General features: G+C 52.8%; 18 protein-coding genes. 13 read left to right on the forward strand and 5 right to left on the reverse strand.

The window, feature by feature from the left end:
• Window positions 1–141: 141 nt before the first annotated feature.
• The 4 genes from ABID47_RS17320 (at window position 142) to ABID47_RS17335 (ending at window position 6,117) form a co-directional block, all read left to right on the forward strand.
• Window positions 142–996, forward strand: a complete 855-nt coding sequence (locus tag ABID47_RS17320) for an ABC transporter permease (RefSeq protein ID WP_435530643.1) — start codon at window positions 142–144, stop codon at window positions 994–996.
• Between the two features lie 25 nt (window positions 997–1,021).
• A complete protein-coding gene (locus tag ABID47_RS17325) occupies window positions 1,022–1,942 on the forward strand; it encodes a carbohydrate ABC transporter permease (protein ID WP_354498516.1) in 921 nt (306 codons plus the stop codon).
• 69 nt (window positions 1,943–2,011) lie between these two features.
• Window positions 2,012–3,676: an ABC transporter substrate-binding protein gene (locus tag ABID47_RS17330; RefSeq protein WP_354498518.1), complete on the forward strand. Its 1,665-nt coding sequence runs from the start codon at window positions 2,012–2,014 to the stop codon at window positions 3,674–3,676.
• A gap of 32 nt (window positions 3,677–3,708) precedes the next feature.
• On the forward strand, window positions 3,709–6,117 hold the full coding sequence (locus ABID47_RS17335) for a glycoside hydrolase family 95 protein (RefSeq protein ID WP_354498520.1): 2,409 nt from the start codon (window positions 3,709–3,711) through the stop codon (window positions 6,115–6,117).
• Between the two features lie 102 nt (window positions 6,118–6,219).
• Here the strand turns inward: ABID47_RS17335 and ABID47_RS17340 are convergent, their stop codons facing one another.
• Complete coding sequence (locus ABID47_RS17340; protein ID WP_354498522.1) at window positions 6,220–7,083, reverse strand: helix-turn-helix transcriptional regulator; 864 nt, start codon at window positions 7,081–7,083, stop codon at window positions 6,220–6,222.
• Window positions 7,084–7,207: 124 nt separating this feature from the next.
• Here ABID47_RS17340 and ABID47_RS17345 point away from each other — a divergent pair, with 124 nt between their 5' ends.
• Entirely contained in the window at window positions 7,208–8,506 is a 1,299-nt protein-coding gene (locus tag ABID47_RS17345) for a Gfo/Idh/MocA family oxidoreductase (RefSeq protein WP_354498524.1), read from the forward strand.
• Between the two features lie 867 nt (window positions 8,507–9,373).
• Here ABID47_RS17345 and ABID47_RS17350 read toward each other — a convergent pair.
• A complete protein-coding gene (locus ABID47_RS17350; RefSeq protein WP_354498526.1) occupies window positions 9,374–10,294 on the reverse strand; it encodes a nucleoside hydrolase in 921 nt (306 codons plus the stop codon).
• Window positions 10,295–10,533: 239 nt separating this feature from the next.
• Between ABID47_RS17350 and ABID47_RS17355 the strand changes: the two genes are divergently transcribed.
• Window positions 10,534–10,698, forward strand: coding sequence for a hypothetical protein (locus ABID47_RS17355; RefSeq protein WP_354498528.1), 165 nt, complete (start codon window positions 10,534–10,536; stop codon window positions 10,696–10,698).
• Window positions 10,699–10,880: 182 nt separating this feature from the next.
• Here the strand turns inward: ABID47_RS17355 and ABID47_RS17360 are convergent, their stop codons facing one another.
• Both ABID47_RS17360 and ABID47_RS17365 read right to left on the reverse strand, forming a co-directional pair.
• Window positions 10,881–12,629 carry a methyl-accepting chemotaxis protein gene (locus ABID47_RS17360; protein ID WP_354498530.1) on the reverse strand — a complete coding sequence of 583 codons (1,749 nt, stop codon included), beginning with the start codon at window positions 12,627–12,629 and terminating at the stop codon, window positions 10,881–10,883.
• A 135-nt stretch (window positions 12,630–12,764) separates the two neighbouring features.
• A complete protein-coding gene (locus ABID47_RS17365; RefSeq protein WP_251675483.1) occupies window positions 12,765–13,553 on the reverse strand; it encodes an AraC family transcriptional regulator in 789 nt (262 codons plus the stop codon).
• 416 nt (window positions 13,554–13,969) lie between these two features.
• Between ABID47_RS17365 and ABID47_RS17370 the strand changes: the two genes are divergently transcribed.
• The gene (locus ABID47_RS17370; protein ID WP_354498532.1) at window positions 13,970–14,413 is read left to right on the forward strand and encodes a DUF5348 domain-containing protein; all 444 of its coding nucleotides are present in this window, start codon (window positions 13,970–13,972) and stop codon (window positions 14,411–14,413) included.
• 109 nt (window positions 14,414–14,522) lie between these two features.
• Window positions 14,523–15,014 carry a GNAT family N-acetyltransferase gene (locus ABID47_RS17375; RefSeq protein ID WP_354498806.1) on the forward strand — a complete coding sequence of 164 codons (492 nt, stop codon included), beginning with the start codon at window positions 14,523–14,525 and terminating at the stop codon, window positions 15,012–15,014.
• A gap of 37 nt (window positions 15,015–15,051) precedes the next feature.
• Here ABID47_RS17375 and ABID47_RS17380 read toward each other — a convergent pair whose 3' ends face one another.
• The gene (locus tag ABID47_RS17380; RefSeq protein ID WP_354498534.1) at window positions 15,052–15,522 is read right to left on the reverse strand and encodes a GNAT family N-acetyltransferase; all 471 of its coding nucleotides are present in this window, start codon (window positions 15,520–15,522) and stop codon (window positions 15,052–15,054) included.
• Window positions 15,523–15,763: 241 nt separating this feature from the next.
• Between ABID47_RS17380 and ABID47_RS17385 the strand changes: the two genes are divergently transcribed.
• The 5 genes from ABID47_RS17385 to ABID47_RS17405 are packed head-to-tail and all read left to right on the forward strand — an operon-like array spanning window position 15,764 to window position 20,279.
• Window positions 15,764–16,540, forward strand: a complete 777-nt coding sequence (locus tag ABID47_RS17385) for an ABC transporter ATP-binding protein (protein WP_354498536.1) — start codon at window positions 15,764–15,766, stop codon at window positions 16,538–16,540.
• A 36-nt stretch (window positions 16,541–16,576) separates the two neighbouring features.
• A complete protein-coding gene (locus ABID47_RS17390; protein ID WP_354498538.1) occupies window positions 16,577–17,386 on the forward strand; it encodes an ABC transporter permease in 810 nt (269 codons plus the stop codon).
• A gap of 12 nt (window positions 17,387–17,398) precedes the next feature.
• Window positions 17,399–18,316, forward strand: a complete 918-nt coding sequence (locus ABID47_RS17395; RefSeq protein ID WP_354498540.1) for an ABC transporter permease — start codon at window positions 17,399–17,401, stop codon at window positions 18,314–18,316.
• A gap of 32 nt (window positions 18,317–18,348) precedes the next feature.
• Window positions 18,349–19,950 (forward strand): FAD-binding protein, encoded by a 1,602-nt coding sequence (locus ABID47_RS17400; RefSeq protein ID WP_354498542.1) that lies wholly within the window; start codon window positions 18,349–18,351, stop codon window positions 19,948–19,950.
• The gene (locus tag ABID47_RS17405) at window positions 19,947–20,279 is read left to right on the forward strand and encodes a 4Fe-4S dicluster domain-containing protein (protein ID WP_076166160.1); all 333 of its coding nucleotides are present in this window, start codon (window positions 19,947–19,949) and stop codon (window positions 20,277–20,279) included. Before ABID47_RS17400 ends, ABID47_RS17405 begins: the two co-directional genes overlap by 4 nt.
• Window positions 20,280–20,292: the final 13 nt, after the last annotated feature.

A 20,292-nucleotide genomic window follows, 5' to 3' on the forward strand; every position in this document is an offset into this window, starting at 1 on the left:
GTCGTAACGTGAAGGGGGAATATGCTTGTGAAGGCTGTATCGGTTCAGCCGCAGACGGGAACCCGGGAGAGGAGCACTTCCAAAAATTATTGGAAGGAAGCCAAGAAAAGTCTGAGGAAGCACTGGCAGCTGTATTTACTGGTGATACCGCCGGTGCTGTTCTTTATTCTTTTCAAATACCTCCCGATGGCGAACGCGGTGCTTGCATTCAAGAACTATCAGGTGACCAAGGGAATATGGGGAAGCCCATGGGTGGGGACGAAGTACTTCGACATGCTGTTTAACAACCCGCAATTCTGGATGCTGATCAAAAACACGTTGTTTCTGTCTCTGTATCAGCTGGCAGCCACTTTTCCGATCCCGATCATTCTGGCCCTGCTGCTCAATGAGGTGCGAAGCCTCCGTTTCAAAAAAGCGGTTCAGCTGATTACGTATGCGCCGTTTTTTATTTCGACCGTCGTCATGGTCTCCATTATTATGATCTTTCTGGCTCCGCGGCTCGGACTGCTGAACGTGATTCTAAATGCAATGGGCATGGAATCCACGAATTTTCTCGGCGACCCGACCAAGTTCAGATCCGTTTACGTATGGTCGGAAGTGTGGCAAACCACCGGATACTCTTGTGTCATTTATTTGGCGGCATTGGCTGGCGTGGACCCGTCGCTCTATGAAGCGGCCAAAGTAGACGGGGCTTCCAGGCTGCAAAAAATCATCCATGTGGATATTCCGGGCATTCTGCCGGCCGCCGTCATCATCCTGATCCTAAGCGTCGGCAATATCATGTCGCTGGGCTTTGAGAAAGTATATCTCATGCAGAACCCGTTAAACCTGCAATCTTCAGAGATCATATCCACGTATGTCTACAAAATCGGCTTGCTGAACGCCAATTACAGTTTTGCCACAGCCGTGGGCTTGTTCAATTCGGTGATCAACCTGATTCTGCTCGTGGCGGTCAATGCCGTCTCGCGGCGGATATCCGAGAACAGCCTATGGTAATTCCAATGAACAAGGAGGGGAGGCCATGGCTGCTGTACAGACGACCGCTTCCATATCGACAAGGGGGAAAATTCGCGAATCCGCGGGGGACCGCATTTTCCTCGGTATCACCTACGTCCTGCTCAGCTTGATCCTTGTTGCCGTACTTTACCCGCTCATTTATATCGTCAGCTCATCGATCAGCAGTCCGCAGGCCGTCGCATCCGGCAAAGTCTGGCTGTGGCCGGTTGATATCTCATTTGCCGGATATAAAACGGTCTTCAGCAACGACCAGATTCTGGTCGGCTACGGAAACTCGCTGTTCTATACCTGCTGCGGGACCTTGATCAGCGTCATCCTGACGGTGGCGATCGCTTATCCGTTATCGAAAAAGACGTTTTTTGGGCGCAATGTGCTCATGATGTTCATCACGTTCACTTTTCTGTTTTCCGGGGGCCTGATTCCAACGTATCTCGTCGTCAAAGGCCTGCATCTGATCGATACAAGGTGGGCGCTGCTGCTGCCGAATGCGATCTTTGTATTTCAGGTCATTATTGCCCGCACCTTTTTTAAAGCGTCCATTCCGGAAGAGCTGAACGATGCCGCCGAAATCGACGGCTGCAGCGACATTCGCTTTTTGCTCAGCGTCGTCATTCCGTTGTCCAAGCCGATCCTGGCCGTGTTGACGCTGGTGTATGCGGTCGCGCAGTGGAACGCCTTTTTCGACGCGCTGATCTATCTGAAGTCGCAGCATTTGTATCCGCTCCAGCTAACGCTGCGCAGCATTCTGATTCAAAATTTCTCCGGCGGCAATATGGACGCAAGCGAGCAGGTCAAGCGGCAGGAGCTTGCCTATTTGATGAAATATTCTCTCATCGTGGTCGCAAGCCTGCCTGTGCTGATCCTGTATCCCTTTATCCAACGGTATTTCGTTCAAGGGATGCTGATCGGATCGATTAAGGGCTAAACCGCATAACAGTGGATGAATTAGCAGGGGAGCTTTTCAATTTTTGAGGAAAAGGGGCGTGTCGTGTTCATGAAGAAACGTGTTTACCGAGGCTGGTTCAGCTTGATTGCACTGGTGCTTGTCCTTGCAGGCTGTTCCGGGGGGGCATCACCGAATGATTCAGGAGCGGAGGGCGGATCTGCGGGTACAGGCGGGGACAGCGGAACCGTTCCGATCAGCGTGTTCGTCAATACTGACGGCAACATCGACTATAAAACAAACCAGTTCACCAAAGTGCTGGAGAAAAAAGCAAACGTCAAGCTGCAGTTTACCGAGGTACCATATGACGGCGCAGCGGAGAAACGCCAAATTTCCCTCGCCAGCGGCGACTACCCGGATTTGTACATGCTGATCCCGTGGGTCGACAAGTTCTCCCAATCGGATCTGGTGAAGTTCGGGCAGCAGGGCGTGATTCTTCCCCTGAACGATTTAATCGATCAATACGCCCCCAATATCAAGAAGGCGCTGGACGACCATCCGGACTATAAAGCGATGTCCATCGCTCCGGACGGCAACATCTACGGGTTGACCATGCTGAACGAGTGTTTTCACTGCTCTTACCCCAACAAAATGTGGGTTAACACCAGCTGGCTGAAGAAGCTCAATTTGGAGATCCCTAAAACGACGGAAGATTTCAAGAAGATGCTGGAAGCCTTCAAGACCAAGGATCCAAACGGCAACGGCAAAGCCGACGAGGTTCCTCTGAGCGGTTCCATCGAAAATTTTGGCGTGCACATTCTACCTTTTCTAATGAACGGCTTTATCTATGATGACGATAAATACTATCTGACGGTGAATGGCGATAAGGTGGACATCGCGGCCAATAAGCCGGAATGGAAGGAAGGACTTGCCTATGCCAGGTCGCTGTATGCCGAAGGCTTGATTGACCCGGGGGCATTCACACAGAACGCCGACGCGTTCAAGCTGATCGGCAACAATACCGCAACCGAGCTTCTGGGTGCGGGAGCATCAATGCATCCGGCGATATTCACGGATACCGGGGAGGGCAACAAGTACAGCTCCCATTACGATGCCATTCCTCCGCTGCAGGGACCCCATGCCGCATATGCCACGTTCAATTACCCGGTCGAGCCGGGAGCTACCTTCGTCTTGACCAACAAGGCAAGCAAAGAAGTCCAAATCGCTGCTATCAAAATGCTGGACTACATTTATACCGAAGAGGGACAGCTGCTGGGCAACTATGGCGAGGAGGGCAAGGATTGGGTGAAGCCGAAAGAAGGAGACGTGCCATTGAACGAAAAGGCGAGACCGATTTTCAAAACACTGGAGCAGCCGGCGGGCTCCGAGCCGCGAAACAGTGCGTGGGGAGCCACCGCCCAATACGACCATACCCGGGAGTTCCGCGATGGCTGGATTCAGGAAACCGATATTTATAAAAATTCGGGTTATGAGCGCAGATTGCAGGAAGCGACCTACCTGTACGAGAATAAACAACCTAAGGAGGTCTATCCCAATTGGTCGGTCTGGATCGATCCAGCGGCTGCCGACGAGCAAAGCATGCTTCAGCAAAATATAAAGGACTACGTGGATCAAAATGCCCTGCAGTTTGTGACCGGCGCCAAGAACCTGGACAAAGACTGGGATGCTTACGTCAAAGGGCTGGACGCATTAAATTTGAAGCGGTATTTGGAAATCATGCAGCAGGCGTATGACACGACCAAAAAAGCAGAATAATACGAACCTTTTTATCGAACCGGAGGGGAAGCATGAAACTTCAATATGACAAACCTGCTACAGTATGGACGGAAGCGCTTCCGATCGGCAACGGCCGGATTGGCGCCATGGTGTTCGGAGGCGTGGCCGAAGAGCGGATCCAGCTGAACGAAGACACGCTGTGGTCGGGATATCCGCGGGATACGAATAATCCGGAGGCTTTGGAGGTATTGCCCCGGGTGCGCGAGCTGATCCGCAGCGGGCAATACGAGGAAGCCGACCGCGCGGCGAAAGGGATGATGGGGGCCTACAGCCAGTCCTATCTTCCGTTCGGTGATCTGCATATCGAGTTGGAGCAGGATCGAGAAGCTACATTCACCGGCTACAAAAGAGAGCTGGATCTCGCTGATGGTATTACTCGTGTTGAATACACGGTTCGCGGCGTGGTATATACCAGGGAGATGTTTGTATCCCATCCGGACCAGGTGCTGGTCGTCCGCTTGACTTCCAGTGAGGCAGGGAAGCTGAATTTTCGGGCAGCGCTCAGCAGCCCGCTGCGCAGTGTGACGGAGGCGGAGAGCGACGCCCTGGTCCTCCGAGGGACCGCACCGGAACAAGTGTGGCCCAATTACTACCGCAGCGATGATCCCATTATCTATGGTGATCCGGATACGACGGAAGCGGTGCGTTTTGAAGGACGCCTGGCAGCTGTAACGGAGGGCGGCAGCGCAGCGGTCAGCGAATCCGGCATCCGCGTTCAAGGCGCAACGGCGGTAACCCTTTATTTCAGCGCCGCAACGAGCTTTAGCGGTTTCAACAAACTGCCCGGAAGCCAAGGCAAAGATGAGAAACGGGCCGCCAAGGACGATTTGGACAGAGCTATTCAAGGCAATTATGAGGGTCAGCGCCAGACGCATATTGCCGATCACCGCTCGTTGTTCGACCGCGTCCAGTTGTCGCTTGGGGCAAGCAAGGCAGGAGAAGAACTATCGACAGAGGACCGGATTGTCCGCTATGGAGCCGGTGACCCGGGGCTGGTGGAATTACTGTTCCATTATGGCCGATACCTGATGATCGCAAGTTCGAGGCCCGGAACCCAGCCGGCGAATCTGCAGGGAATATGGAACCAGGAGATGCGCCCCCCGTGGAGCAGCAACTGGACGCTGAATATCAATGCAGAAATGAATTACTGGCCGGCCGAAACGGCGAATCTGTCCGAGCTGCATGAGCCGCTGCTTCGCTTTATCGGCGACTTGGCCCGGAACGGCGGGACAACGGCCCGGACTCACTATGGCGCCCGCGGCTGGACCGCCCACCACAACTCGGACATTTGGGCGATGTCCAATCCCGTAGGCGATTACGGGCATGGCGATCCGGTATGGTGCATGTGGCCGATGGGCGGTGTCTGGCTGTGCCAGCACTTGTGGGAGCATTTTGCATTCAGCCGTGACGAGAAGTATTTGCGGGAACATGCCTACCCGGTGATGAAGGAAGCGGCTCTGTTCTGCCTGGATTGGCTGCATGACGACGGCAGCGGTCGGCTTATCACTTCGCCGTCAACGTCGCCGGAGCATAAATTCAGAACACCGGCGGGCGGTCTGGCTGCGGTCAGCGAAGCATCGACGATGGATCTGATGCTGGTCTGGGACCTGCTCACGAACTTAATTGAAGCGTCCGAGACGCTGGAGGAAGACGAAGTGCTGCGGCAGGAGTGGCTGGAGGCCAGGGAGCGTCTCCTGCCGCTGCAGGTCGGAAAGTACGGACAGCTTCAGGAATGGTCCAAGGATTTCGAAGACGAGGATGTCCACCACCGTCACGCGTCTCACATGTTCGGCGTGTATCCGGGCCGGCAGCTCACCAAGCGGCAGTCGCCGGTTTTCTTCGAGGCCGCCCGGCGTTCCCTGGAACGGCGGGGCGATGACGGAACAGGCTGGAGTCTCGGCTGGAAGGTCGCCCTATGGGCCCGGTTCGGCGAAGGCGACCGTTCGCTTGCTTTGCTCTCCAACCTGCTGCGCCTCGTCCGCGAAGATGAACCGGATAATTATCACCATGGCGGGGTGTATGCGAATTTGTTCGACGCCCATCCGCCGTTCCAAATTGACGGCAATTTTGCGGCGACGGCCGGCATTGCCGAAATGCTGCTTCAGTCGCATCAGGGATATTTGGAATTCCTTCCGGCTCTGCCTGCTTCATGGCCGAACGGATTTGTGAAGGGCCTTCGCGCGCGCGGAGGGTTTGAGGTCAGCCTGGATTGGAAAGATGGAAGGCTTGCGGAAGCTGAGATTGTCTCCCATGCCGGAGCAACCCTGTCCATCTATTCGCTGAATCCGCTGACGATTTCGGCGGATTCAGGTGAGATTCCTGTTCAACAGATTGAAGAGAACTTGTACTCATTCCCTACGACTGCGGGTATGACGTACCGTTTAGTGCTTGAGCCATCCGTTCAACAAGGAAGGCTCTGATTGTTGAAGCTCTGCCGAAGGTTCGGCAGGGCTTTTTCATTTGGAAATGGAGCTGGTCAAGCGAGGGATGCCTTCGTTTGAATGCCAAAGATCCAGTCTGCTTCATTCCCTGCGCCGAAAACCGGCGCGGTAGCTGCGGGCAGACATCCGCGTGACCGACTTGAATACTTTTTCAAAATGCGAAAAGTTCTCGAACCCCACATCCTCCGACACCCGAATGATGCGTTCGTCTGTTTCGCGCAGCAGACGCTGGGCCTCCTTGATCCGGGTAATGCCGATATATTCGATCAGGCCAAACCCGGTATACTTCTTGAACGACCGGCTCAGATGGCTGGGGCTCAAGTAGAACTGTTCACTCAGGCCGCTCAGGGTCAGGGGCTCCCGGTAATGCACCGAGATGTAGCTGGCGATGGCGTTCATGCGAGCTGCTGCGGGAGAGACCGTATCTTCGGGCGCCCCCTGCTTGTACGCTGCGGACTGCCTGGCCGCAAACAACAATGCCTGTCCCGCAGCATGCCGGACGGCCATCCGGTAACCGGGCGCCTCGTCCTGGATTTCCCGGAGCATTTCATAGAGCAACTGCTCGATCCGAAGCTTGTCCTGATCCGGTAAATGCACCACGCGGTGGGGACCGTGAAACGGAGCAAGCAGCAACTCGGCCTCATCCGGGCGGAGGGGCTCGAAAAACGATTCGTTGACATAAATGACGATGCGTTCATGGTTCGGCACACCGGTGTCCGAGGTTTTATGCACTTCATTACCCGGGATGAACACCAAATCTCCGGATCGGACCCGATACACCCGGTCTTTAATAAAGTAAAAGCGTTCGCCGCCAAACAAATAATACAGCTCGTAATGTTTGTGCATATGATCCTCCGACATGGAGAAGTGTCCTTTGCGGCGGTTATATTCTACAGAAAACGGATCGGACGCGTTTCCGTACCGCAGCTCCTGGTGTAAAGGCATAATCGTTCCTCCAGATGCGCAATAAATGCGGGATTTTCATCATTCTAGCATAAAATGCGGGGACAATAAGCGAATTTTGCAGTAATCTGCAAATAAACAGATTCATAGAAGGTGAGGGAATGATATGGCCAAAAAAACATATGTGCAGGTCGGAGCAGGCGGGAGAGCGGAATTCTTTTATGGTGCGATTGCCCAGCGTTTCCGGGAGTCGGCGGAGCTGCTCGCTTTTTGCGACGTGAACCAGACTCGCATGGATTATGCCAACAAGCTGCTGACGGAGAAGTACGAATATCACGCGGTACGAACGTATAAAACCGAAGCCTTTGACGAGATGATCCGGACCGAGAAGCCGGACTTCGTCATCGTAACCAGCGTGGACCGAACGCATCACCGTTATATTATCCGGGCGATGGAGCTCGGCTGCGACGTGATCACGGAAAAGCCGATGACGGTCGACGCGGCCAAATGCCAGGACATTCTCGACGCGGTGGAGAGAACGGGACGTAACGTTCGGGTCACCTTCAACTACCGTTATGCGCCTCATCATACGAAAGCCCGAGAGCTGATTGCAGACGGAACCATCGGGGATGTGACGTCGGTTCACTTCGAGTGGCTGCTAAATACGCAGCATGGCGCGGATTACTTCCGCAGATGGCACCGGGACAAGCGCAACAGCGGCGGACTGCTTGTACATAAGTCGACCCACCACTTCGACCTGGTTAATTTCTGGATCGGATCTGAGCCCGAAACCGTCTATGCGATGGGAAACCTGCTGTTTTACGGACGAGAAAATGCCGAGAAGCGCGGAATCACCAAGTTTTATGATCGGGCCACAGGCCATCCGAACGCTAAGGACGATCCGTTTGCGCTGTCGCTCGACAGCAACGCGCATCTGAAAGCAATGTACCTCGACGCGGAGTGGGAGGACGGCTATCGCCGGGATCAAAGCGTATTCGGCGACGGGATTTCGATCGAGGATACGATGAGCGTTATGGTCCGGTACAAAAATAAAGCACAGCTGACCTATTCGCTGAATGCTTACATGCCGTGGGAGGGATACCGGATCGCCTTCAACGGCACCAAGGGCCGGATCGAAATGACGGTAATCGAGCAATCCTATGTCAATTCCGGCGGAGACAAAGCGCTGGAAGGAGCGGTCAAGGGGGTCAATATCCTGGTATTCCCCATGTTCGGCGAGCCTTACAAGGCGGACTTCGAGGAAGGGGCCGGCGGGCACGGCGGCGGCGATCCTGTGCTGCTGAACGACATTTTCGGCGTGCCTGTGGAAGATAAATTTCACCGGGCAGCAAACCATATTGACGGCGCGCGTTCGATCCTGACGGGCATTGCCGCCAATCAGTCGATCTCCACCGGACTTCCGGTGAAAGTCGACGATCTGGTAAGGTTTTACGGGGCAAAGTAATATGCTCCACGGACAAGGGGGGAGGCCACCTGAGCGGCAGCTAGGGTGGCTTTTGGCTTCCCGATGCGGTAAGAGTTACAAAGACACTGACCGGTATAGATCAGTGTCTTTGTCATTTTCGCCGATGGTCCGGGGACATACTGCTGCCGGAAATGGAGTGCAATAGGTGGCTTCCCTAACGGTTTGATGCCGTGGTCACAGAAACGGGGCATGGACCCTAGGATCATACGGAGCGCAACCATGCGGATTGGAACCGAGCAGATGTATTATTTATGTGCTAATAGCGACCTCCCACCGGGACACGTGGAGTTGTATTGGATTGCAAACAAAATCGGACTCCTCATTCTATCGAGTCCAATCTTCAGATATCCAATAAAAGATAAATGTGTAACATTAAAGAAAGACTCCGCCAGTCATGCTGGCAGAGTCTTTATGAATGAACCGATTGAACGCGTTTGACGGTCCAAAAGGGGACGATGACAGGCTTACGGTCATTAGAAACGATAACGAATGTCCGGGGGTCGTCGGTTCTATGGCAAACTCCGGTATAGAACTCTCCGCTCACCAGATGAATCGTAATTTCTGTATTCGTTTCCGCTGCAGAAAGAATCATTTCCTTGTTCAAATTGGAATGGTCACCCCCATACACAATCGTTAATCAACTATAATTAAACAGAATTCCAGAAATTAATCAAGATTTTTGTCGAATTATTAGAAAATCTTTTAACAATGTACATTTAACGGAGCCAGACCGCATTAACAGGTATTTTTCTGGCGAATTTTGCGATCAGAGGCAGCCAAGTCCCGGATATATTTTAAAAAAAGAGCCGACTACTTCCTGTAAAGGGAGCAGCAGCTCATAAGAAATTACTTCACTTCGGCAATCTTGTTGAACAAATCGCGGAATACGGCATCCCGGTTCACATGGTAAATATAACGGATCTGATGCCGCGTAGGGTCATTTACCCAACGGAAATCTTCGGAAATTCGCGGGCTGGGAATCAAAATGCTGGGGCAGGCTTCCGGAACAGCCAGCCAGGCGATGACAGAGATGTCCCAAATGACGCGGGAATACGCGTAATGATCCGGCGAACAATTCAGGTACGTGTCGTAGAGATATTGTCCCACTTCACCCTTATGCTTCATATGGGTTTCCAGTTCCGAGAGGGTCGTCAGGAGATGAGATGCCGTTCCCATGCACGGCACGAGAATAAGAGGGACACCGCAGCCGAGCAGCAGTCTTGAGCCATGCAGATCCTGTGCGAGGTTGAACTCGCGCGTATCCGGCCAATGCAGCGAATGGCCGCCCAGCCATACAACAACGATCCGGTTGATAATCTCCGGTTCCAGCAGAATGGCCGAGGCCACATTTGTGATGGCTCCGATCGCAACGACGTACAGCGGATCGTCCGGTGCAGAGGCCAGAGCCCGTTGGACCAGATCCCGTGCCGCATCGCTGTCCACAGGCACATCAGCGCCGGGAAGATAGCTCCCTGATCCCCGGTGCACGGGGATATCCTCCCGCTGGGCAAGCTGACGGATTTTCAAGATCTCCTGGTAGCTTTTTTCCATGCCGTCCAATGGGCTTTCCGACAGTTCGTTGTAAAAAGGTGCGGCATACAAGGCCTCAACAGTAATGCTGGTGCTTGATTTCATGGCATAGATGACAGCGAACTGATCATCGATTTCGTTAAAGGTGTCCGTATCCAAAACGATTCTTACCGGTCTTCCGGGATGCTGCAGCCGCCTGATTCGCTCATCGTCTGTGATCTGAGGAAATGTGGTCACGCTTTACGTCCTCCTATTCTCCACTGCATGATTTGGACTTCCAGCTTTAACCTCAATATATCACAGAAACGGTGGGGCAAGCCGGTTAAATGCAGCTAAATTTTCAGCTCTTTAGGTGACGGATCATCCCCGGAACTTACAAGTGTGTAAGATAGGTGTAAGTGAAATCAATAGGTGGCAAGCTGGTTCACATGTATACTTTGAATAAATAAGGAAAGGGAAAGTGAAGGTGAACCGTAATGGAAGACAAACAAGAAAACCATCTATTGAATATCGCACTTTACGTCATGCTGTTTATCATTCTGATTTCCTGCTTCGGGCGGCTGATCGATCACTCGGTCTACTTCGCAGAGAATGCTCTAAGTATGCTGGTACGAATCATGGAACGTATTTTATCCTTTTGAGTCCTAGAGCTTGAATCATTGGAATCAATAATCTACAGCTGCGATCCGTCGCAGCTTTTTTGTGCAGATCATTTTAAGGTGGAATAGGGATTGGGGAAATAGAGACCGGGGTCAGCAGGGCAGTACACCTCCGTTAAAAAAGGGTAAGCCTAATGGCTTACCCTTTTTGCAGAGGATTCGAGTTATACCCGGAACTTGCTGATGATTTGCGACAGGTTGCGTGCCATCGTCAGAAGCTGCTCGGAAGAGCTCGCGATTTCTTCCATCGATGCGAGCTGCTCCTCGGAAGAAGCCGCAACGCGCTGTGTTTGCATGGCAGAGGAGGTGGTGATGCGCTCCAGCTCTTCCAGCGAAGCCGCAATTTCCTCGCTGCCCGCGGACATCTGCTCCGAGGCAGCAGATACTTCCTGAACCTGGGCGGAGACTTCGCGGATGGCCTGCACGATGGCGCGGAAACTGTCGCCGGCCTGCAGCGCGATCTGCGTGCCCATGCGGGCCTCGTCGGAAGAACGCTGGAGGGAAGCTACCGCCTCATTCGTCCGGTCTCCGATGCCTTCGAGGATTTCTTTCACCTGTTCGGAGGAATTTTTCGACTGCTCTGCCAGCTTGCGGATTTGCTGGGCGACCACGGCAAATCCGCGGCCGTGCTCGCCAGCCCGGGCCGCTTCAATGGAAGCGTTAAGGGCCAGCAGGTTCGTCTGGTTGGCTACATCCGCAATGAGGGCCAGAATTCCCCCGATTTGCCGGCTCAGTTCTTCCAGCTCCCGCATGGTTCCAACGGAATCGGACAAATTGTTCTCGATCGTCTGCATCTGCTCCACTGATTTCATCATGACGGATTCGCCTTCAACTGCGCGCTCGGTCGTATGCGCAGCAAGATCCGAGACAACGCTGGAGGACTCGGCGATACGCTGGATGCCCACGGCCATTTCGGACATAGCCCGCTGGCTTTCCGTCGAGCTATGAAGCTGCGTCTCCGAATCGGCGGCGACCTGGCTGATCGCTTCGGTAATTTCGTTAGTGGCCTGTGCCGTCTGCTGGGCACTTTCCTGCATCAGTTTGGCTTCATCGGTCACTTCGAGGGAAGTATGCTGAACATTGCCAGCCAGCTCCCGCAAACTCGAAACCATACTATTAAACGCATCTGCCGCTTGGCCGATCTCGTTTCTGCTCTTGACCGGGACACTGACGGTCAAATCGCCTTCGGCGGCCATTTGGGACACTTCCGCCAGTCGGCGAAGGGGTTTAAGGGCATATCGGACAGCTACCGATACGATAATGATGGCTGCGACGAGGAACACGGCTCCACCTGCCAGGCTTGTCCATAGGATTTCGGAGAGCCGATTCTGAATTCCATCATAGTCGAAATCGATGCCGAAGACCGAGACGATGTTCCCTTGTTCATCTGTCACGGCTGAAAGATAGGTCACCCAGGTCCCCAACTCATCGTCGTAAGGCACGGTTACGGCAGAGCCTTCTTTTAGCGTCTGATCAAAAGCATGCTCAAAATAAGCAGGCATCACGTATTCCGTTCCCGGCTGCAGCATCTGATCATCGGGGCCTTGCAAATTGATAACGGCTCTGTTACCGTTGCGTTCCATTTTTTCCGTGGCCAGAATATAGGCGTTGCCAATGCCTTGGTCTTTGCTAACCATCGCCTTCAGCTGACGGCGGATGACCTGAAAAGGCTCCGTATCCGTCGGCCCATGATTGGCCACCGCCTGGGTAATCTGCTTCACTTGGCTTATATTGGTATCCAGCTGGGACTCGAGGACGCTTCCGAGCCCCATAAATCGTTCCTGGAACAGACTTTTCTGCTCATTATAGGAGATCCACGTTTGAGCGCTGATGACGACGACGAACAGAACGGCCAGCAGCAGCGTGCTCAGCGCCATTAAACTCCGGAATCTGAATAACTTCTTTGACTTCACGTATGTGCACCCTCTCGGATTGGAATAACCAATATATCGGTACTGTGCACTCGTTTATTTAGCAGAGAAACCAGCGAAAACGGAGGTAATATATTCCACCCGAGAAACAGTTCAAAGTCCGCATTACTGAACTTGTCAGGACTTCGAAACGGCTGAAGGAGGATAACCTTTGATCGACTTAAATACGTTGCTGAAATACGATATATCATGGAATCCGCAGCGGTCCGCAACCTGGGTCACCGTGAAGCCCCCGGTGGACAAGAGCATTTCCGCTTGATTAATCCGGATCTGGTTCACATATTCCTTGAAGGAATATCCCGTGACTTGTTTGAACAATTTGCCGAAATAAACGGGGTTCAGGTTGACGATATCCGCCATCCCGGTTAAATGCAAATCCTCCGGATAATGGTCGATAATATATTCGAGCACCTTGTTGACGCGTGGATCAACAGGGTGATGTCCGGCGCTGCGGTAGGTATTGGTGATGAGGACATGATGGACGATAAGCATAAACAGCGCTCTTGCATGCATGATATAGCCCGGATGCTTGCGCATCCATACCTGGGTGAACTGCTTGATGTAACCCAGAATTTCGCTCGTGATGAGATTTTTCGTAACGGTCTGAAGTGGAAGCGCTTCCGATCTGCCAGGCGCAAGCCATTTGAAGTTGAATGCGTAAGAGTGCATGGGACAGTCTGCAAACGTGTAAGCTTCGCGAACGCTGCCCACGGGTATGTAAATCACATCCCCGGCTTCCACCGTATATTTAACGCCATTAATAAAATAATTGGATTTTCCTTCGACAACAAACGTCAAATCCTGAAAATTGATCGTCTGGCGAATAATTTCCCATTGTGGGAAACAGCGCCTGTCAACGAAGAAAACAACGTCTGGAACGAGATTTTGCAGCCTTTTCAAATCCATGCGGAATCCCCCTTGTTCCGTTTTATCCATATCCGGACGGCATGATGAAATCTATACTTAATAATTTAATAATTACAAATAATATTTAGTTGCTCTATGGATTCTAAAAATGGTTTACTTTTATAATAAGCATAGTTGTAATGAAGAAATTCAGTCATCATTAATTATTGCAAGCCGGATCACAGGCTTATGGATGTGAAAATTCCTGTTTACTTGTTACAAATTTTATTATAGTTTAGTGGAGCATACTTGAGTACCATATCATGAATGGTGCGTTCGATTCAAACCGTTTTTGTAAGCGATTACCGAAATATTCAGCTCTCTGGCTTGCTGCGGTCGCTTGCCGGAATTGTCATGTTCAGAAAACGTTTTTGGTGAGACAGCGTCAATAAATTTTTTATGGATAAGGGGTTCGCATGACAAAGGATACGATGCTACAGGAACTATTAAATTTGGAAGCCCATTTGAAAGAAATCACCCATGGCCTTCGGCAGATGGACAGCACGTGGAGTGACCATTTTGACCCGGCTGATCCGGACGATATGTATCTGTGTTCGACATTCGCCAAAGTGGAAGACAAGCTATCCGCCGTCCGCCGCCTGATTCAAGGCATTGGGGCACAAGTGATTGCCCAAGGCACGCTGATAAAAAACGCTGATGGACAGTATGCCATCGGAAACACAGGTATCATGTTAACTGCGGGTTCTGCCGTCGAGGTCTTGTTCCGCAGTTCGGAGCAGGATGCCGAATGGATTGAAAGCGGTATCGAATTGTGCGGTGAGGAGTATGCATTAACGGGTTTTCCCAGACTTGATTTAGAGGGTCTAACGGTAAGGGTCAAGCAGTATCCCTCCGAATAGAGAGCGGTGCGGTGTATAACACGCCCACGTTTGTCACGTGAAGATCGGATGTGCTAGAATGGCAGCAGCTTTAAGCACTGGGAATGAGGGGGCAGCGTGAGTGGAAGTTATGTTAACTCAAGTAAACACCGAAGAGGAGATTGCAGCACTGGCTGATCTAGCCTATGGGATTTGGCACGAGTACTTTATCAGCATCATCACACGGGATCAAATCAACTACATGGTCGACAAATTTCAATCGGTTCCCGCGATAACCGACCAAATCCAACATCAAGGATACGAGTATTATTTTATCAATGTTGACGGGTCCCATGTTGGGTATATCGGCGTCAAGCAGGAAGAGGGCAAGCTGTTCCTGAGCAAATTGTACATTGCCAAGGAGTACAGGGGGCATGGGTACGCAAGCCGGGCTATGGAGTTTCTGACAACTCTGTGCAAAGATCGGAACTTAAGCGCCATTTGGCTTACCGTGAACCGACATAACGACTCGACGATTGCGGTCTATGAGAAAAAAGGGTTTAGAACCGTGCGCACGCAAGTGGCCGATATCGGAAACGGTTTTGTCATGGACGATTATGTGATGGAAAAGCCGATCGTGTAAAACAAATGAAAGCACCCTGCGGGTGCTTTTTTGCTGTTCACAGCATCTTGATATACCAGGCGTCACAGGCAAAATGCTCGGTCGCACTCAGCGGCTTGTCCATCGGAACAAACCCGTGTTTGAGATAAAATTTGTTGGCCGCCGTCATGTTGTGGAATGTTTCCAGGTAGCACTGCTCGTAATGCTCTTTAGCAAAATCGAGCGCAACCCGCAGCAGCTCCGCCGCGATCCCCGTTCCCCTGGCTTCTTGATAGGCGTACATTTTCTGCAGCTCGCAAATGTGCGGGAAACCTGGCACCGGTCCAATGCCGCATCCGGCGGCAATACGGCCCTCATTTTCGGCCACCCAATATTTTGATCCTTCAGGGCGATATACGTGATAAAAGTTACCTAAATCGGGATCGGCCCAGGCGGTTCCGGGCTTGTTCGCACCAAACTCAATCAAGCATGTCCGGATTAGCTGCTCGACCGGCTTATTGTCTTTTTCCTCGATTTCTCTGATGATCATGATGACAAACCTCCAATACTGAAAAAACCAATCTACCGTACTATCATACGACCTAACTGGAGATTCTGTATACCCCGCTAAAAAGAGTGGATCAGAATTTTGAATTAGCAATCGAATTTATTAATCCCTACTTGTTGAATCGGATTTAGAATGATAAAGTGCTGTCATATATCCAAGTAAACGGGTAGGAAAATATTGTTTCTTGTCGGCATCATTTGATTTCTAAAGGGAGGCAGAGCATATGGCGGAGACTTTGCTAAACATCACGGCGCTGAGTAAAAGCTTTGATACAGCCAAAGGACGTGTTGAAGCACTGCACAAAGTGGATTTGAACATCCGGGAAGGAGAGTTCATTACGGTCATCGGTCCGAGCGGCTGCGGGAAAAGCACGCTGCTGCGCATCATCGCGGGGCTGGACGGACAGTATTCCGGCACCATTACACTAGCCGGCCAGAACATTACGGGACCGGGAATCGACAAAGGTTTTATTTTTCAGGAGCATCGTCTATTTCCTTGGCTGACGGTGGAGAAAAATATTGCTGCGGATTTGTCACTGCGTAATCCCGAGGTTAGGCGCAAGGTCGATGAACTCATCGAACTGGTCAAACTTGGGGGCTTTGAAAAAGCCTATCCCAAGGAGCTGTCCGGGGGAATGGCCCAACGGGTGGCGATCGCAAGGGCGCTGCTGCGCAATCCCCGGGTACTGCTGCTGGATGAACCATTTGGTGCACTGGATGCCTTCACCAGAGCGCATATGCAGGATGTGCTGCTGGATATTTGGCGCAGAAATCAGACGACGATGATTTTTGTCACCCATGACATTGATGAAGCCGTATTTCTGGCCAACCGGGTCGTCATTCTCAAGCCGCGGCCGGGTCAAATCAAAAGCATCGTGCCGATCGATCTTCCCTATCCCCGGAAGAAAACGACGTCATCCTTTCAAGAGCTTCGGCTCCGCGTACTTAAGCTGCTGGATTCCTTGGATGAGTTAGAGCTTACGGATGGGGCCGGTATATAAAATTGTTGTACTCATGTCAGAAAGGCAGGTGATTGTATGAGTCACGAAATTTCAGCAGCAGGACCATCCCTGAGAGCGGGCTTCGGAAGGTGGAAGCTTCTCGGACTGGGACTGATTCTGCCGGGAGCCGTCCTTGTTTTGTGGCAGATCTTCGGACAGCTCGGGTATATATCCGATTTGCTGTTTCCGACACCTCTCGTCATTCTGAAAGCCTTTATCGGCCTCGCCCAGTCCGGTGATTTATGGGACCATTTCCGGATCAGCGCCGTGCGGGCACTTGCAGGATTTGCGCTCGGGGGGAGCTTGGGACTCTTGTTCGGAATACTGGTCGGTCTGTTTGCGAAAGTCGAAAAGATGCTTGATCCTACGCTTCAAATGATCCGCATGATTCCGAGCCTTGCCGTCGTGCCGCTGTTTATTCTTTGGTTCGGAATTGGCGAGGAATCCAAAATTCTGTTGATCGCCAAAGGGGCCTTCTTCCCACTCTATATCAATACTTATCTCGGTATCCGTAATGTGGATAACAAATGGTTCGAAGTGACCCGTGTGCTCGGGTACAGCCGCATCCAGCAGATCAGAAGGCTGGTGATCCCGGCGGCGCTTCCTAACATTCTCCTGGGGATCCGGTTATCGATCGGGTTATCGTGGCTGGGTCTGGTCGTAGCCGAATTGATTGCTTCGACTTCCGGGGTCGGTTATATGATGTCCGATGCCCGCCAATTTGCCGATACACCGGTCGTTTTCGTAGGCATTATCGTGTTTGCGGCCGCGGGACTCATTACGGATTATATCGTTCGGCTGGCGGAGCGCAGGTTGTTAAGGTGGAAGGAAAGCTATACCAGGTAAGGAGGTATTCAAATGAGCCTGCAAAGCGAAATACCGATTCTGCAAACAACGGTTAAGCAAGATCATGATATCCATTCACCTCCGCATTCAAATCCCGCGGCTGGGGAGGCTGCAGTTAAGGTTACAGCGGACATCGTACAAACAAACAGGCGGCCGAGGAGCTCCAAGAGATGGTGGGCCGATCTGTTGTGGGCATCTATTATACCGGTTGTGGTGGTGGTGTTATGGCAATGGGCAGGCGGCGCAGGCTGGATATCGCCCGAATTTATGCCGACGCCGTGGGTCATTCTGAAATCGTTGATTCATCTCATTGCCTCGGGTGATCTTGCCTACCAGATTGGAGTGAGTATACAGCGTACGCTCCTCGGATTTGCGATCGGAGGGTTGCTTGGACTGGTGTTCGGATGTTTGACCGGTATGTTCCGCAAGGCAGAATATTTGCTCGATCCCAGCATCCAGGTGCTGCGGCTGGTTCCACATTTGGCCATTGCGCCCTTGATCATATTGTGGTTTGGCTTTGGCGAAACCTCCAAGATAGCCATCATCATTTCCGGTTCTTTTTTTCCAATGTATATCAATACATACGCTGGGATTCGCCAAGTGGACGGTAAATGGTTCGAAGTGGGCAAGGTGCTCGAATTCAAGCCGTATCAACGCTTCACGCGGCTGATTGTTCCCGGGGCACTGCCGAGCATCCTGCTTGGCGTCAGATTGTCGCTGGCTGTATCGTGGATCAGCCTTGTCGTTGCGGAACTCGTAGGTTCTACGGCCGGGATCGGTTTTATGATCAATGAAGCCAAGCAAAACTCGGATACCCCGGTTATTTTTGTCGGCATTCTGATCTTCGCGGTTGTAGGCAAGCTGATCGATTCGCTGGTTCGCCTGCTGGAGCGCAGGTGGCTTCATTGGCGTGATTCCTATCGTGGTTAAATCCCATTCCGAAAAAATAGGAGGCGTGGCAAATGGCAATTCAGGAACAGGCGCAGCATTTGAAAACGGACGTATTGGTGATCGGCGGGGGACCGGCGGGTACTTGGGCCGCCGTTACGGCAGCAGCCAAGGGAGCCAGAGTGGTGCTGGCCGATAAAGGATATTGCGGCTCCAGCGGGGCAACGGCGCCCTCTGGAACGGGAGTGTGGTATGTAAAGCCGGATGAACGGCTGAGGGAAGAAGCCAAAGCCAGCCGCTATGACATGGGCGGAAGATTGGCGGAACACCGCTGGATGAACCGGGTGCTCGACCGCACCTATGCCAATATGAATCAGTTGGCAGGCTGGGGGTACCCGTTCCCGCTGGATGACGAGGGCAATCAGCACCGGCGCAGCCTGCAGGGGCCCGAATATATGCGCCTCATGCGCAAGGTCGTCAGGAAGGCGGGCGTGACGATTCTGGACCACAGCCCGGCGCTGGAGCTGCTGGCCGACGAGCATGGCGTGGGAGGTGCTGCGGGAGTCAATACGCAGACGGGTATCCCGTGGACGGTGGAGGCCGGAGCGGTTGTGATCGCCACAGGCGGCTGCGCCTTTCTCAGCAAAGCGCTCGGCTGCAACGTCCTCACAGGCGACGGGTATCTAATGGCCGCTGAGGCCGGGGCGAATCTGTCCGGCATGGAATTTTCCAACGCCTACGCGATTTGCCCGACATTCTCGTCCGTGACGAAGACGGCTTATTACAGCTATGCCAGCTTCTATTATGAAGACGGCACGATTGTCGAAGGAGCCGGTTCCAAGCGCGGGCGCTCCGTGATTGCGCGTAATCTTATGGAAGGCCGGCAGGTCTATGCCGTCCTCGATCAGGCGCCAGAACACTTGAAGCCGCTGCTCCGGGTGGGCCAGACCAACTTCTTCTTGCCGTTCGACCGCCGCGGCATTGATCCGTTTACGGACCCGTTCCCGGTTACGCTTCGCCTGGAAGGGACGGTCCGTGGTACCGGCGGCATCCGGCTGGCGGATGAGCTCTGCGCAACCGATGTGCCCGGACTCTATGCTGCAGGAGACGCTGCCACCCGGGAGCTGATTTGCGGCGGGTTTACCGGAGGAGGGAGCCACAATGCAGCTTGGGCTATGTCCTCCGGCTCCTTCGCCGGAGAAGGTGCGGCGGCCTACGTCAAGAAGCTGGGTGCCCGTGATGGAAGCCGCAATTTAGAGCGAAAGTCCACCCAGCCCATCGTGGAGGAAGGCAAGGGCAGCGTTACACCAAGCCGGGCAGCGGAATGGGTGCAGGCCGTCCAGGATGAGGTCAAACCTTATGACCGCAACCTGTTCCGGACCGGTGAGGTGATGACCCGGTCTTTGAACAGGCTGAACGGCTTGTGGAACGAGCAGCGGGAGCAGGCTATTGAGCACACCGTGGATGGCGTCAAAGCAAGGGAAGCGGCCGCCATGACGGCAACGGCCCGTTGGATGTACACATCTGCCTTGGCGCGGACGGAATCGAGGGGCATGCATAAGCGCAGCGATTTTGCCGGGATGGACGACAATCAGCACTACCGCCTGATCACAGGCGGATTGGACCAATTGTGGGTTCGTCCGGAACAAGTCCGTAAGGAGGTCGTCGTCCATTGATCGAAGTTATCAGTGAAAGCAAATGCATTGCCTGCAATCAATGCGTGTCTGTATGTCCTACCAACGTATTCGATCGCGTGGCTGACGGGATTCCCGTGATCGCTCGGCAAAGCGATTGCCAGACCTGTTTTATGTGCGAGCTGTATTGCCCTGTCGACGCCTTGTATGTCGCCCCGGAATCCGAATCGGTCATCGGTGTCACGGAAAGCGAGCTGTCAGAACAAGGTCTAATGGGAGGATACCGGGAGAAGGTTGGCTGGGGTAAAGGCCGCAAGCCTGTCGCCAGTCACGAATATATGTATCAGCTGTCCAAGCGGAGCGGATTTTAATTATCGACTGAAG

It is taken from the genome of Paenibacillus favisporus (assembly GCF_040545415.1).
GTDB classification, from domain to species: domain Bacteria; phylum Bacillota; class Bacilli; order Paenibacillales; family Paenibacillaceae; genus Paenibacillus_AQ; species Paenibacillus_AQ favisporus.